The 14,028-nt window shown below is 72.2% G+C and carries 11 protein-coding genes; 4 read left to right on the top strand and 7 right to left on the bottom strand.

Annotated elements, in window-relative coordinates; translation table 11 throughout:
* The first annotated feature begins 33 nt into the window (after nt 1-33).
* Complete coding sequence (locus tag WMF34_RS18120) at nt 34-909, top strand: DNA-formamidopyrimidine glycosylase family protein (RefSeq protein WP_044965184.1); 876 nt, start codon at nt 34-36, stop codon at nt 907-909.
* Between the two features lie 125 nt (nt 910-1,034).
* Entirely contained in the window at nt 1,035-1,799 is a 765-nt protein-coding gene (locus tag WMF34_RS18125) for a hypothetical protein (RefSeq protein WP_157906742.1), read from the top strand.
* On the opposite strand, the gene WMF34_RS18130 is transcribed toward WMF34_RS18125, so the two are convergent.
* From WMF34_RS18130 to WMF34_RS18155, 6 genes are all read right to left on the bottom strand, one after another.
* Complete coding sequence (locus tag WMF34_RS18130) at nt 1,751-5,227, bottom strand: ATP-binding protein (RefSeq protein WP_437994034.1); 3,477 nt, start codon at nt 5,225-5,227, stop codon at nt 1,751-1,753. The two genes, WMF34_RS18125 and WMF34_RS18130, sit on opposite strands and share 49 nt — an antisense overlap.
* Before the next feature lie 45 nt (nt 5,228-5,272).
* Nucleotides 5,273-6,370 carry an AI-2E family transporter gene (locus WMF34_RS18135; protein WP_012236138.1) on the bottom strand — a complete coding sequence of 366 codons (1,098 nt, stop codon included), beginning with the start codon at nt 6,368-6,370 and terminating at the stop codon, nt 5,273-5,275.
* Between the two features lie 151 nt (nt 6,371-6,521).
* Nucleotides 6,522-7,052 (bottom strand): pyridoxamine 5'-phosphate oxidase family protein, encoded by a 531-nt coding sequence (locus tag WMF34_RS18140; RefSeq protein ID WP_012236139.1) that lies wholly within the window; start codon nt 7,050-7,052, stop codon nt 6,522-6,524.
* Between the two features lie 198 nt (nt 7,053-7,250).
* Entirely contained in the window at nt 7,251-8,255 is a 1,005-nt protein-coding gene (locus WMF34_RS18145; RefSeq protein WP_437994035.1) for a zinc ribbon domain-containing protein, read from the bottom strand.
* An 8-nt stretch (nt 8,256-8,263) separates the two neighbouring features.
* Nucleotides 8,264-9,331, bottom strand: coding sequence for a hypothetical protein (locus WMF34_RS18150; RefSeq protein WP_437994036.1), 1,068 nt, complete (start codon nt 9,329-9,331; stop codon nt 8,264-8,266).
* Between the two features lie 118 nt (nt 9,332-9,449).
* Complete coding sequence (locus WMF34_RS18155) at nt 9,450-10,526, bottom strand: alpha/beta fold hydrolase (protein ID WP_437994037.1); 1,077 nt, start codon at nt 10,524-10,526, stop codon at nt 9,450-9,452.
* 590 nt (nt 10,527-11,116) lie between these two features.
* On the opposite strand from WMF34_RS18155, the gene WMF34_RS18160 reads away from it, so the two are divergent.
* Nucleotides 11,117-11,572 carry a hypothetical protein gene (locus WMF34_RS18160; protein WP_437994038.1) on the top strand — a complete coding sequence of 152 codons (456 nt, stop codon included), beginning with the start codon at nt 11,117-11,119 and terminating at the stop codon, nt 11,570-11,572.
* A gap of 107 nt (nt 11,573-11,679) precedes the next feature.
* On the opposite strand, the gene WMF34_RS18165 is transcribed toward WMF34_RS18160, so the two are convergent.
* Nucleotides 11,680-12,699, bottom strand: coding sequence for an extensin family protein (locus tag WMF34_RS18165; RefSeq protein WP_437994039.1), 1,020 nt, complete (start codon nt 12,697-12,699; stop codon nt 11,680-11,682).
* Nucleotides 12,700-13,168: 469 nt separating this feature from the next.
* Between WMF34_RS18165 and WMF34_RS18170 the strand changes: the two genes are divergently transcribed.
* Nucleotides 13,169-13,777, top strand: coding sequence for a hypothetical protein (locus WMF34_RS18170; protein ID WP_437994040.1), 609 nt, complete (start codon nt 13,169-13,171; stop codon nt 13,775-13,777).
* The last annotated feature ends 251 nt before the right edge of the window (nt 13,778-14,028 follow it).

Raw genomic sequence — 14,028 nt, forward strand, 5'->3', positions numbered from 1 at the left:
GCCGGTCCGCACCAGAGCCTCCGGACACCGCACATGCCTGAAGGCGACACCCTCTTCCGCATCGCCGCCGCCCTCGGCCCCGCGCTCACGGGCGCGCCCGTCGTCGCGCTGGAGCTGCCCCGGAGCGACCAGCCGTGCCGCCGGCTCGTCGGACGCCGCGTCGAGCGCGTGGAGGCGCGCGGCAAGAACCTCCTGATCTTCTTCGACGAGGGGACCGTCCTCCACACGCACCTGCGCATGAGCGGGGCCTGGCACCTCTACCGCGAGGGCGAGCGCTGGAAGCGGTCCGAGGCGACGGCGTCGGCCATCCTCGCGGTCCCCGGCTACGTCGCCGTCTGCTTCCGCGCGCCCGTCGCGCGCCTGCTCCGCGCGAGCGCCCTGCGCGGCGATCGCCTCCTCGGCGGCCTCGGCCCGGATCTGCTCGGCGGCGCCTTCGACGCCGCCGAGGCGCTCCGCCGCCTGCGCGCCCTCGACGAGGTGCCGCTCGGCGTCGCCGTCATGGACCAGCGCGTCGTCGCCGGCATCGGCAACATCTACAAGAGCGAGCTCCTCTTCCGGACGCGGCTCGACCCCTTCGCCCCGGTCCGGGCGTACTCCGACGAGGAGCTCTCCGCGATGCTCGACGTCGGCCGCGGCCTCCTGCAAGCCAACGTCGAGCCGCGAGACGCCGCCAGCGCGTACCGTGGACCGACCGCGCATTACATGACCACACGCACGACGCGCGCCGGCGGAGACCGCAGGAGGCCAGTCAGCGTGTACGGCCGCGAGGGGTACGCCTGCTACGACTGCGGCGCCGCGATCCAGATGCGCCGGCAGGGGACGATGATGCGGTCGACTTACTTCTGTCCTCGCTGCCAGCCGACCCGCGCCGCGCCGCCGCCGGCCGGGCCTGCTCCGTCCGCGCCGTGACCACGGCCGCCGGCGGGCCGCGCTGCGGCGCGTGCGCGAACGCCTGCGCCCCCGGCGATCGCGCGTCGCGCGCAACCGTGCTGCCCGGCAGACCTTTCCGGCGCTCCGATCGTACGATCCGCTCCATGCGCCTCACCCTGCTCCTGCTCCTGCTCCTCGCGCTCGCGCCCGGGTGCAGCCACGCCCTGGACGAGCCCGTCACACCGGACGACGCCGGGAGCGCACCGCCCCCGCCGGCCCCCGTCTCCTCGTCCTCGGCGAACGCGCCGGGCTCGCCGCCCGATACGGGCACCGCCGAGGCCGAGATCGACCCCCGCCTCGCCCCGCTCATCGCCGCCGCCTTTCGCGACTACAAGCCCTGGGGTCGCGTCGACGACGAGCTCCGCTGGGCGCCCTGGCTGTGCCGGATGCCGCTGCCCGGCCGCGTCCGCATGAGCGCCGCCGAGGACGGCGGCCACGCCCGCAAGCTCTACTCGGTGTTCGCCAAGCACCGCGATCGCTATCCGCTCGTCGACGGACAGGCGCCCGTCGCCCAGCCGGTCGGGCAGGTCCTGGTCAAGGAGAGCTTCGTCCCGGAGCTGGTGGACGACGGCGCGGCGGCCGCCCTCCCGGGCGCCGGCGCCACCCCGCCGGACGCCGCGGATCACTTCGACCCCATCCTGCGTGACGGCGATCGCGTCTACCGCGCGTCGCGCCTCGCCGGCGCGTACGTGGTGCTCAAGGTCGCGCCGGACACCCCCGGCACCGACGCAGGCTGGGTCTACGGCACGGTCACGCCCGCGGGCGAGGTGACCTCCGCCGGCCGGGTCGCCTCGTGCATGGGTTGCCACGTGAGCGCCCGTCACGAGCGCGTCTTCGGGCTCGCGCCGGCGCCGTCCGCGGCGCCCTGACGGGCTCCGGACGCCGCGGCAGCGTCGACGACCCCGGCGAGCGCATCCAGCGACATCGGCTTGACGAAGTGGGCGTCGAACCCTGCCGCCTCGGCGCGGCGGCGGTCCGACGCCTGCCCGTACCCCGTGAGCGCGACGAGCGCGCCCGAGCACAGCTCAGCCTCCCTCAGGCGCCGCGCCACCTCGTAGCCGTCCATCCCAGGGAGCCCGATGTCGAGGAGCACGAGATCGGGCCGATGCTCCGCCGCGGCCTTCAACGCGCGCGGGCCGTCGCCGGCGATCCACACCTCTTGCCCGAGGGCCAGCAAGGCGTCGGCGAGGGTGCTCGCGGCGTCCACGTTGTCCTCGACGATGAGGACGCGGAGCTTCCTCGCCGCCGGAGACGGCTGCTCTGCGTTCTTCGAGGGCGCGGACGACGCCCCGACGGCCGCGGCGGGTAGGCGCTCGTCCGCCGCCGCGGGCGCGCGCTCCTCCGCCGCAACGGGGAGACGCACGATGAACTCGCTGCCTTGCCCTGGCCCCGGGCTCGTCGCCTCGATGCTCCCGCCGTGGAGGGCGACCAGATCGCGGACGATGGTCAGCCCGATACCGAGGCCGCCGGGCGCCCGATCGAGGCTGCGATCCGCCTGATGGAACAGCTCGAAGACATGGGGCAGCACCTCCCTGGAGATCCCGATCCCGTCGTCGCGGACGCGCAGCTCCACCTGGTCGCCGCGCTGCTCGACCGTCACCCCGATGTGGCCCCCGGGGTCGGTGTACTTGCACGCGTTGGTGAGCAGGTTGACGAGGATCTGCTCGAGGCGGACGTCGTCCCCGAGGACCTGGACGGCGGCCGCCGGCAGCACGAGCCGGATCTGGTGCCGCCGCGCCTCGATCTGCTCGCGCGTCGACTCCACGGCGCGCGCCACGGCGGCCTTGACGTCGATCCGCTCCTTGCGCAGCTCGATCTTTCCCCGGGTGATGCGCGACACGTCGAGCAGATCGTCCACGAGGCGCATCAAGGTCCTCGTTTGCCGCGCGATCACCTCGATGTGCTGATCCGGCGGCCCGCCGTGGCTCCGCCGCCGGAGGAGCTCCACGGCCACGCAGATCGGCGCCATGGGGTTGCGCAGCTCGTGCCCGAGCATGGCCAGGAACTCGTCCTTCCGGCGATCCGCGTCGGCCAGCGCGTCCTCGACGCGCTTGCGCTCGGTGATGTCCAGGGACGAGCCGACGAACCCCAGGAACGCTCCGGCGGCGCCGAAGCGCGGGGCGCCCTGCGTCACGACCCACCGGCTCTCGCCGTCCCGGCGGAGCATCTGGCATTCCAGCATGAACGGCTCGTGCGTCTCGATCGATTCGGCGCACACGCTCGCGACGAGCTGGCGATCGTCCGGGTGGACCGCGTCGAGCCAGCCGTCCCCCAGCTCCTCGTCGAGGGAGCGCCCCGTGAAGCGCAGCCACGTCGTGTTGACGTACTCGCACCCGCCGGAGGGCCCGGACATCCAGATCATCATGGGGGCGCAGTCGGCGAGGGAGCGGAAGCGCTGCTCGCTCTCGCGGAGGCGCTCGACGTCCTCGGCGAGCTGGCGGCGCAGCCTGGCGATCTCGATGCGCCCGCCGACCCGCGCGAGCAGCTCGCGGACCGAGAACGGCTTCACGAGGTAATCGTCCGCGCCCGCCTCGGCGCCGTGCACGCGCGACGCTTCGCCGGATCGGGCCGAGATGAACACCACCGGGACGAGCCTCGTCCTCGGCTCGGCCCGCAGCACCTTGAGGAGGCCGAACCCGTCGAGCCCGGGCATCATGATGTCGGTGAGCACGAGATCGGGTACACGCGAGCGCACAGCGCAGAGCGCCATCTCGCCGTTCTCGACGGCCTCCACGGTCCACCGCGTCGCAAGGACGTCCCTGAGGTAGCTCCGCATGTCGGGGTTGTCCTCGACGAGCAGGACGTGGCCGGCCGGGCCCTCCGCCGGGCGTGCGTCCCCTGCGCTCCCTGCGCTCGCCGGTGACCCCAGCGGCAGCTCCGCCGGCGGCGCGGGCCCGCAGACCCACTGCGACGCCTCCTCCACGAACGCCTGGACCGTCACGGCCGTCATGCCGAGCTCCCGCTCGGCGCCGATGCGCTCCGCGGGCACATGCGCTGATCCGGCGGGGATGCGGACGGTGAACGTGCTGCCACGGCCGACCTCGCTCGTCGCGTGGACCTCGCCCATGTGGAACCGGACGAGCTCCCGCACGAGCGCGAGGCCGATGCCGGAGCCCTCGTGGCTCCGCCCGCGCGCCCCCTGGATCCGGTGGAAGCGATCGAAGATCCGGGGGAGCTCGTCGGCGGGGATCCCCGTCCCCGTATCGCGGACCTCGAGGAGCACGTGGTCGCCGGCCCACCGAAGCGCGATCGCGATCTCGCCCTCGAGCGTGAACTTGAACGCGTTCGAGACCAGGTTGAGGACGATCTTCTCCCACATCTCGCGATCGACGTAGACGCGCTCCGGGAGCGGCGGGCAGTCCACGACGAGCCGGAGCCCCGCCCGCTCCACGGCCGCGCGGAACGCGCTGACCACCTCCGCGGTCAGCGCCGAGAGGTCGAGCGCCTCGTAGGAGACCTGCATCCGGGCGGCCTCGATCCGGGCGAAGTCGAGCAGGGTGTTCACGAGCTTGAGGAGCCGCCGCGCATTGCGGCGCGCGAGCTCGACGAGCTCGCGCTGCCTGTCCGTGAGGCCGCCGGGCGCGCTGGTCAGGAGCTCGTCGATCGGGCAGAGCATGAGCGTGAGCGGCGTCCGAAGCTCGTGGCTCACGTTCGAGAAGAACCTGGTCTTGAGCTCGTCGAGCCGGCTGAGCTGCTCGTTCGCCACGCGGAGCTGCTCGTTCGCGCGCTGGATCTCCTGCGCCCGGAGGAAGACCTCCGCCTCGACCCGCTCCGCCCGCGTCTTCAGCTCCTCCGTGCGCCGGCACTGCTCGATCCCGCGCTGCTTCAGCTGGACAAACTCGGTCACGTCCTCGACGCGGTGGATGATGTACGCGACCCTGCCATCCGGCCCCAGGAGGGGCGAGTTCAAGGGGCTCCAGTACCGTTCCTCGAAGCCGCCTCCCTCCGCTTCAGGGCGCGGGATGTCGTACTTCTGCACGGCCATGCTGTCGGGAGCGCGCATCTGGATCACCCGCTCGATCGAGGCGCGCAGGTTCCTCGTGCCGGTCGCGTGCGGATCGTCCGGATTGTCCGGGAAGACATCGAAGATGTGGCGACCCAGGAACTCCTCGCGCCGGATGTTCGCGGCCCGGAGAAAGGCGTCGCTCGCGGCAACGACCGTGAAATCCGGACGGATCACGACGTAATTTCCCGGGATCCCCTCGAAAATGGCGCGGAAATCGGCGCTCGCGGGCAGCGCCTGCTCGCTCTCGGATCGCTGATGCGACGTCGTGCTGGTGATGGCGCTCGTGGGCATGGCCAGATCTTCGAGAGAAGACCTGGTGCACGAGATCATGCATCGCTACCCGGGTCTCCGCGCCCCCGCGACGCTCGGCCGCAGCAGCGAGCCTGGCGCCGGCTCGCCGCTGACGGGAGCCGTCTCTGGCTCCTCGGGCGCGGGCTCCATGATGCGCGCGACCCACGACAGTCCCTCCACGTTCTCCAGCGTGATCTTCGCGACCATCATGATGGGCACCGACAGCAGCGCTCCCGCCGGCCCCCAGAGCCAGCCCCAGAAGAGCATGCCGATCAGGACGGCGAGGGGCGACAGGCCCAGGGTCCGCCCGAGCACGCGCGGCTCGAGCACGTTGCCCACCAGCAGGTTGATCAGCAGGTACCCGATGGCCACGAGGGCCGCGGTGCCGGGGCCCTGGCTGGCCAGCGCGGCGAGCACGGCCGGGATCGTCGCGACCGCCGCGCCGATGTTGGGGATGAAGTGCAGGACGAACAGGCTCGACGCCAGGAGGAGCGCCAGGTCCACGCCCAGGAGGACCAGGAGCACGTAGGCGAGGACGGCGACGAGCAGGCTCGTCAGCGTCTTCACCACGAGGTACTTCTTCACCTCCCGCACGATGCGATCGACGTGCTCGAGCCCGCGCGCGGGGGTCGAGAGCAGCCGCCGCACCTTCGCGCCCGCGCCGGCGCCCTCGCAGAGCGCGAAGAACACGACGAGGAGCACCACCCCGAGGCTCGACGCCGCGCTGGCGACCGTGACCGCGGCCCCGCCGAGGAGGGGGACCAGGGACGCCGTGTGCAGCGTGCGCGAGAGGAACTCCGGGTTCACCGGGAAGCCGCGCTCCGTGAGCGTCACGGCGAGCGCGTCGGTCATCGAGGACATCCGGACCAGGTAGACCGGCACCTTCTCCTCCAGCTCCACCCCGGCGATGGTGACCACCGCCCCGACGAAGACCAGGATCGCCAGATCGACCACGAGCGCGGCCAGCGCCCCGAGGGCCGCGGGCAGCCCGCGGCGGGTCACCCAGGTTGCGATGGGCGACGAGATCGCCGCGAGCGCGACGCCGAACAGCACCGGCACGAGGAACGGCTCCGCGTAGCGCAGCCCGACGATGACGACGACCGCCGCCGCCGCGACCACGACCATCTGAGCTCGACGAGACATCGTGAAGATCCCCATGCCCAACCTCGTTGCTGACGGGTTCTCGCGTCACCTCCGCTCCGGTGGAGCGGAGCGCGGCGCGGTCTCCTCGAGGAAGAGCAAGGGATGCGCCACGCTCCGTCCCGCTCAAGCCGCGGCGCGACGGCGTGGATCGCTATCGCGCGGACACCCGGGCATCGCCGGCTTGCCCGCCGTTCAGCGGCACCGACCCGTGCTGGGCGGCGTCGGTCTTCGGCGTCGTCCCGGTGACGTACGCCTTGACGGCCTCGACGAGGAACCTGAGCCCGGCCGCGCCTTCGTTGTCCCAGTACTCGCCCTCGCGCGGGCTCACGTGGATGAGCGCGAGGGAGGGATCGTCCTTGCCCTGAGGGAAGAACACCTTCGCCTCCTCCGACCACAGCGCCTCGATCTTCGTCCGACTCCGCACGATCGAGGCGCGGCCCGACAGCGACAGGAAGCGGCGCCCCTCCTGGAGGGTCACATTCACCTCGGGCTGCGACTCGATCTCATCGATCTTGCCCGAGTCGATGCTCGTCATGAACCAGACGTCCCCGGTGTCGCTGTCGACCTTCATGAGCGCCATCGGACGCGCCCGCAGCGCCCCCTGGCTGGCGTGCGTGACGAGCATGGCAGTCCGGAACTTCTTGAGGATCTCCAGCAGCTTCTCCCGCGATCCAGTTTCCATGGTTTCCTCCATCGAGCTCCGGCCTCAGTGCCAGATCCGGACCATGGCCGGAGCGCGCGGAGGAGGGCGCGGATCATGGCTCTGCTCTGCCGCACCGAGCGTGCGCTCGAGGCATTCCGCCACAGCGTCTGGCGCGGCCCGCCGCGCCCGCGCAGCGCTGGATCTGGGGGAGGGGGAGAGGACCGAGGGCGGGCGAAGCTACGCCGCGCGGGCGAGCACGAGCGCCCCGATCACGAGCACGACGAGCGCGAGCGCGCCGGCGACCACCAGCGCCACCTTGCCCCACGCGATGGGCGCCGTGCCAGTGACGTGGCTCGCGTCCTGGCCGTGGACGACGGCGCGGTAGCTGCGCCCCTTGTAGCGGTAGGCGAGCACGTACGACGGCAGCGCCAGCCGCCGCGTCTCGAGCGCGTGCAAGAGCACCGCCACGTGCACGTTGCGGAACGTGGACCCCGGGATCACGCCTCGCGTCAGGGCGTCCTCCGCGCTGGCGGCGATCCGCTCGCTGACGATCTTGCGCGCTGCCGAGCGCTGCGCGTCGAACTGCTCGAGCACCGCGTCGGGCGGGCCGAGCTGCTGCTGTGTCCGGTGCGCGGCGGGCACCGCCAGGTCGAGCCGGAAGTGCGGCGCGAGCTCCCGGGCCTCGTCGAGCGAGAGCCCGCGTGAGGCGGACAGGAGCAGGTTGCGGAACGGCAGCTGCGTCTGTCCGGCGTGCGGGGCCCAGCTGCTCAGCCGGGCGCCCGCGTTCGAGTCCGCCGTCCAGCTCACCACGGCGTCCGCGCTGACGAGCCAGCCCGCCCACCAGATCGGGCGCAGCCCCTCGACGGTCGCCGCGCGCGCGAGATCCGACGGCCGGAAGAAGCCGAGCGTCGACATCCACCGCCGCAGCGCCTGATCGGCCTGATCGGGGGGCACCCCGAACGGGAGCAGCCAGTCGGCCTGATCGATCGGGTCGACCGGCTGCTCGATCCGCGTGACGGCGCCGCAGAAGCGGCACTTCGGCGCCTGCGCCTCGGCCGAGTACGAGACCGCGGCGCCGCACTCGGTGCACCGCAGCACCTGCACCGCCTGCGGGGCCGGGGCGCGGCCCTGCGGCGCGGCGAGGCCGCAGACGGCGCAGCGCAGGTCCCCGGGCTCCAGCGGCCCCTGGCAGCGCGCGCAGCACGGCCCCGTGGCGCTCGTGGTGGCCGAGGCGACGTCCATGTTCACGCTCATCGCGCCCCTCCGGTCGGTGCGGGCCTGCTCCCCCCGGGGAGGACGCGCTCGGTCGGCGCGGGGGCGGCGGCGGGGGCGGGCGGCCGCGCGGCGCCGCGCCGTTCGGCGGGATCGCGGTCCCGGTCGCGTAGCGCGGCGAGGACGAACGGCGCCGCGATCAGCGCGATCACGAGCACGACGGCGAGGGCGATCTTGATCCAGGAGAGGGGGGCCTTGCCGTGGATCGCGCCGGTCTGGCCGTTGATGAGGACCCGGAAGGGCGGCTTCTGCGGGTCGTGCCGGAGGGCGAGCACCCAGAGGGGCACATAGAGCAGCTCGAGCGTCTCGCGGTCGAGGTGCGTCTCGTGCGTCAGGCCGTGGTGGCTGTCCCCGGGCATGAAGCCCGAGAGGTCGCGGCCGATCTTCTCCAGCGCCTCTCGCCGCGCGAGGCCGTAGCACTCGGCCTGGGTCATCGTCGGCTCCTCGGCGATCCAGCCGCTGAGCACCGCGGGCGTGTAGCGCCGCATCGTGCGGAGGTCGAACGGCTCGATCGCCTCGAGCTCGGCGTTCGGGACGGCGCGAGATGCCACGACGAGCACGTCCATGATGTAGGTCGCGTGCTGGCCTTCGAGGTGCCGGTGCTCGGTCCTTGTGACGACGCGCGTCCGGGTGACGCTGTTCCCTTTGTCGTCGGTCGTCGTGTACGTCTCGGTTTGCTGGTAGTCCTCGCCGATCTGCGCCGCGTAGCGCGTCTGCGCCATCGCCGAGTACAGGTAGGCGGGCGTGTAGACGCCGCGGATCGCGTCGATCGTCGCCGTCTTGACGCTGGACTGCACGAAGAAGCTCCGCTTTCCCAGCCACGCCTTGACAGCGCCCTGCGCGCTCTCCCGGGTCGTGGTGAACCCGACGACGAAGTGCGGCGACGGCCGATCCTGGGAGGGCGGCCGCTCCACCACCGAGGGCGACGCGCAGTAGGGGCACACCGCGGTACGCTGGTCCGCTTCAACGCGCAGCGAGGCGCCGCAGGTCTCACATTCGAGTTGCACCGGCGCCCGAGAGAACCGCACCGGGGGGCGCGGCGTCAACAGGGAAGGGGAGGCGCGCGGCCGACAATCGCGCCCAGGGCCGAAGCCCGCTCCCCACCATCGCTCACCAACGTGGTCGTGAACGTTCGGATGTCGGAGAACGCGGCGCGCGTGTTTGCTAGCAGGGAACGGGCGGCGGGCGGCTGCCGAGGTCGGCGGGAGATGCCGAGGCGCCGGTGTCCTGCTGCGGTGTCTGCCGCATCAGCGGAGACGGCGAGCTCCGCGCCCAGCGCCTGACCGCGGCGTCCGGCCAGGGCTGCCAGCGGGCGCTGGCCTGCGGTGAGCGGGCCGCCGCGGCGGACGCGCGCGGGGCGCGCGCCCCGGCGCGCAGCCGCGGCGTGGGCCGCGGCTCGTCGAGGAACCGGAGGAGATCGGGGGCCAGATCGCTCACCGCCTCCCGGTGCGGGTAGTGCCCCGCCTTGGCGAAGCGCCGCACGGCCGCGCCTTCGATGTAGCGGTCGATGTCCGCCGCGTGGCGCGCCGGGATCACCTGGTCGCGCTCGCCCCAGTAGACGGCGAGCGGCGGTATCTCCGGGAGCCGATGAGCGATGTCCATGAGGTGATGGCGCTGGCCGCGCAGATCGATCGCGTGGCGGAGCGTGCGCGACAGGGCGCGCGCCGTGCCGGGCCGCGCGTTCATCCTGGCGAGGTGCTTGCGCTCTTCCGCGTTGAAATCGCCGCCGAGCACCAGCACCCCCGCGTGCGTGCCGACGCCCATGAGCACCGGCGCGGCCAGCTCGATCAGCCCGGTCACGGCGGCGAGGCGCAGCGGCAGCGCGACCTCGGTCCCGATGCCGCCCGCGGCGACCAGCCCGACGCGGTGGATGCGCCCTGGCCGCTCGGTGGCCACGCACATTGCAATGCTGCCGCCGAACGAGTGCCCCACCAGATCGAAATCGCCGAGCCGGAGGGCACGGATCCATTCAGCGACCACGCCCGCATACCACGCGACCGTATAGGGCGCGTCGGGCCGAGCCGAGTTGCCGTGGCCGGGCAGGTCGAGCGCGACGACCCGGCGCCCCGCCGCCGCGAGCGCGGGGGCGAGTCGATTCCAGGTCCGACAGCTGTCGGACAGGCCGTGTACCAGGACCACGGGGCGCTGGTCCGCGCCGCCGTTCCGGGAGGGGGTCCACTCTTGCCAGTGGACCTCGCCAGCAGAAAGGACGCGAACATGGCTGCGACACGTGACCGACATGTTCTTCATCAAGAGTTCGCACGAAGTGCCGCGTCTGTCCAGATTGCACCGCCGAGAGGGGTGCTCGGGGGAGGGGGTGCCGCGAAGCGAGCTTCGCGTCCGATGTGGGTTTTGCAGCGCCGGCGTACGCCGTACTGGGACGTGGGGCGGGCCGCTGCCGGGCATCCGCCTTGACCCGGCATGCCCCTGCCACCGTCGGCCTTATCGCTTCGGTGATGCGCCCGATGCCCTAGTACTACAGCCGTACTTGCGGCCCATCCGCGGCTGTAGGCGGGCGGACGGACAGGGATTTCTCGACGATTTTGATGCCTACAGCCGCACCTTGGACCAAGTACGGCTGTAGTACTAGGACACCGATCACGTTGATCGAGCGAGAAATGAACCGCCAAGACACCGAGGACGCCAAGATAATTCTCCGTTCTTGGCGTCCTTGGCGACTTGGCGGTTCGAAATTCTGCACTTTCAGGCAGTTTCAACTCGTTTGTCGCTCTAGCGGGTCCCCCACGTCTCCGGGCACGACGCCTGCCGACGATGAGTGCGAGGCCGAACGAAGCGCCCTGGCCGCGACCAGGGCAAAACTGGATGTCTGTATGGCCATTGGCACGGCGGAACCAGAGGCCGCGCCGTCCAGCGTTCCCGAGGCCCCCGAGCCCGAGCCTCCTGCTTCCAACGTCGAACCGACCGTCCAAGAGATCATCGCCGAAGAGATCAGGAGCTATCACGGTCGTCTGGACAGCCTACCCGAGGCTGTGATCGTTCAAGAGGCGGATGGAACGATCGGCATCCATAAGCCCGACGATTGGCCGAGCGACGGCGACGGTCTCATCATCGGACGAAAGCTCCCAAGCGGAGAGATCGGATGGTATGCCGGGCCAGATGCTGGACCACGCTCCGATCCTGCCGCGTTTCGACCAACCAAGTCCACAATCGTCCTTGCGCCCGACTTTGTGCGTGAAGCAGACGGGACGATCAAAGTACGTCGAGGTGCTCCAGCTTGGATGAAGCGCAGGCTCGGCGAGAGGGTCGATGAGCCTGCGAGTCCGTAGCTCATCGAGATCGGTGCACAACCTCTCTTCGGTCGCGCCGAGGCGCCGGCACGTTGCGCTCGGGCCAGGGCGGCGTGGGCGCGGAGCGACACCGCGCCGAGACGCGCTCACTCCAGCAGAAAGTAGCGCGCGTCTCGCTTGATATCGAAATGGAAGTGGTCCGCGTGCGCCTCGTTCGCGTTGGGCGTGAGGACGACGTTGAACAACCCGCTCGTCGAAATGGAACAGACGATCTCCCGCAGCTCGAGCGCGTGGGGGCTGGGCGCCTTCGGCTCCGATCCGGGGCCGCACGGCGGCGCGCCGATGGCGCCGAGCCAGTCGGCCTTCACGTCGAGCCGGGTGCCGTCGGCCTTCACGAAGGCAGCCACGTCGATGGCGAGCCCGAGGGCGTGCTGGTTGGGGCGCCCGGGCGCCGGCGCCGGCTTCTTCGCGGCGCGCTCACCCGGCTTCGCCGCCTTGCCGGTGGCCTTGGGGGTCTTCTTGCCTGCCGGCGGCTTCGCGGGCGCCTTCGTCGGCGCCACAGCGCCGGCTGGACCGGGCCGGTGCATGCTGAAGTGCACGACCTCGACGATCCCGCGGGTCGCCAGGAAGGCGGCGAGATCGTCGAGCGCGAGGGCCAGCCGGCAATCGGCGATGTCGAACGGGGAGGCCGACCTGGGCTTCGCCACGCCGTCGCCGCGGAACGTGACCCCGCGCAGCGCGCCGGTGATCCTGATCGGCCGATCGACCAGCGGGGCGCCGCGCGCCGGGGCGTGCGGGATCCGCCGGCGCTTCATCTCCCTGTCGCAAGCGTCGGCCGAGAGCGCCCCGTAGGTGGCCGCGCGCGACGCGGCGGACCACGCGGGCAGCTCGAACCGCGCGCCGCCCGCGTCCCAGCCGCCGTCCAGGAGGGCGGCCGCGCCGTCCGCCGGCGCAGGCGCGCCGGCGTCGCCGTCCAGAGGGCCGTCTCCGCCATCCGCGAGCGCCGTCGCTGCATCGGGGGGCGCGGGCAGCGCCGCTGCGGGGGCATCGACCGGCTCCTCCGAAGCGTGGCGTAGCGAGGCGATGCCGAGCGGCGTGAGGAGCGCCGCGGCGCCGATCAGGGCCGCGCCCAGGGACAGCGCACGGCGGGAAGGGAGCGCGCTCATCTCTGGCGGAGCTTAGGAGAAACCGGGCAGGCTGGCAGCCTTCGTGGCACCGGACACGGTCCGGGGGGAGGCTCCCGGCAGCCTTCGCGGCACCGGACACGGTCCGGGGGAGGCTCCCGGCAGCCTTCGCGGCACCGGACACGGTCCGGGAGAGGCTCCCGGCAGCCTTCGCGGCACCGGACACGGTCCAGGGGAGGCTCCCCCGCAGCCTTCGTGGCACCGGACACGGTCCGGGGGAGGCTCCCCCGCAGCCTTCGTGGCACCGGACACGGTCCAGGGGAGGCTCCCGGCAGCCTTCGCGGCACCGGACACGGTCCGGGGGAGGCTCCCCCGCAGCCTTCATCGCACCGCACACCATCCGAGAGAGGCTCCCCCGCAGCCTTCATCGCACCGGACACGGTCCAGGGGAGGCTCCCCCGCAGCCTTCGCGGCACGGGAGACCGTGGCCTGTAACGGTACTCTCTGGTTCATGGCACAGCACGTGCTGTCCAACCATCGCCACATCCAGCGCGCCTGTCACGGAGCGAGCGGCACCCGAGCTATTCAGGGGTACATCGACACGGCCAATGACCTCGTCGCCTTCTCGGCGCTCTTCACCGCGAGCTGGTCGGAGGTCACCGGCAGGACGGCTGCGACCGAGGAAGAAGTGAGGCGCGCCGGGGAGATCGGGCCGCAGATCCTCGCGGCCCTCGGCGTGAGGGAGCATGGCAAAAGTCCCGGGCCGACCGAGGCCGCGGACAGGAGAGCGCGGGCGCTCTCGCTGCTCGTCCACGCCTACGACCAGACCCGCCGCGCCATCGCGTACCTGCGCAGGGATGAAGGGGACGCCGATTCGATCGCGCCGTCCCTCTACAAGGGCCGCGCTGGCCGAGCGGCGCCGTCCGGCGACACCGCCGCCGCACCGGCGGACGGGGCTCCGGCTGGGCCGACGGCGCCGGCGTCGCCCGCCGCGCTGAACGGCGCGGCAGTGGCCGCGGTGCCCGGCGCCGCGCTGAACGGCACCCCGCCCACCAGCGAAATGTCGCCGCCGCGCCCGGGCTGCCGTGGAGCGTCCCGGTCACGCCGTCGTGCGCGCTGAGCTCCCATACCGCCTCCATCCACCCAATCTCGGGTTAAGCGAGGCTCAGCCGATAGCCGCGTTCGACGTCGAGGCAGCGCGCACGCCGTCGCACGCGCTTTCACGCCCGGATGACCCCGTCCTCATCATGGACGGCCAATCGCTGCGCCCGCCGCGCGCACGCCGACCAGGCACGGATGCAGTCACGAATGCCTCGACATCGGCATGGATGGCGCGGTTCGGCATGAGCGCATCGCTTGACGCGCGATGCA

The organism is Sorangium sp. So ce145, assembly GCF_051525985.1.
Taxonomy (GTDB): domain Bacteria; phylum Myxococcota_A; class Polyangia; order Polyangiales; family Polyangiaceae; genus Sorangium; species Sorangium cellulosum_B.

Excerpts from the sequence above, each read along its gene's own strand:
- WMF34_RS18170 (WP_437994040.1), top strand. The coding sequence starts at position 13,169 with ATGGCACAGCACGTGCTGTCCAACCATCGCCACATCCAGCGCGCCTGT.
- WMF34_RS18155 (WP_437994037.1), bottom strand. The coding sequence starts at position 10,526 with ATGTCGGTCACGTGTCGCAGCCATGTTCGCGTCCTTTCTGCTGGCGAG.
- WMF34_RS18165 (WP_437994039.1), bottom strand. The coding sequence starts at position 12,699 with ATGAGCGCGCTCCCTTCCCGCCGTGCGCTGTCCCTGGGCGCGGCCCTG.
- WMF34_RS18145 (WP_437994035.1), bottom strand. The coding sequence starts at position 8,255 with ATGGACGTCGCCTCGGCCACCACGAGCGCCACGGGGCCGTGCTGCGCG.
- WMF34_RS18160 (WP_437994038.1), top strand. The coding sequence starts at position 11,117 with ATGGCCATTGGCACGGCGGAACCAGAGGCCGCGCCGTCCAGCGTTCCC.
- WMF34_RS18120 (WP_044965184.1), top strand. The coding sequence starts at position 34 with ATGCCTGAAGGCGACACCCTCTTCCGCATCGCCGCCGCCCTCGGCCCC.
- WMF34_RS18125 (WP_157906742.1), top strand. The coding sequence starts at position 1,035 with ATGCGCCTCACCCTGCTCCTGCTCCTGCTCCTCGCGCTCGCGCCCGGG.
- WMF34_RS18135 (WP_012236138.1), bottom strand. The coding sequence starts at position 6,370 with ATGTCTCGTCGAGCTCAGATGGTCGTGGTCGCGGCGGCGGCGGTCGTC.
- WMF34_RS18130 (WP_437994034.1), bottom strand. The coding sequence starts at position 5,227 with ATGCCCACGAGCGCCATCACCAGCACGACGTCGCATCAGCGATCCGAG.
- WMF34_RS18140 (WP_012236139.1), bottom strand. The coding sequence starts at position 7,052 with ATGGAAACTGGATCGCGGGAGAAGCTGCTGGAGATCCTCAAGAAGTTC.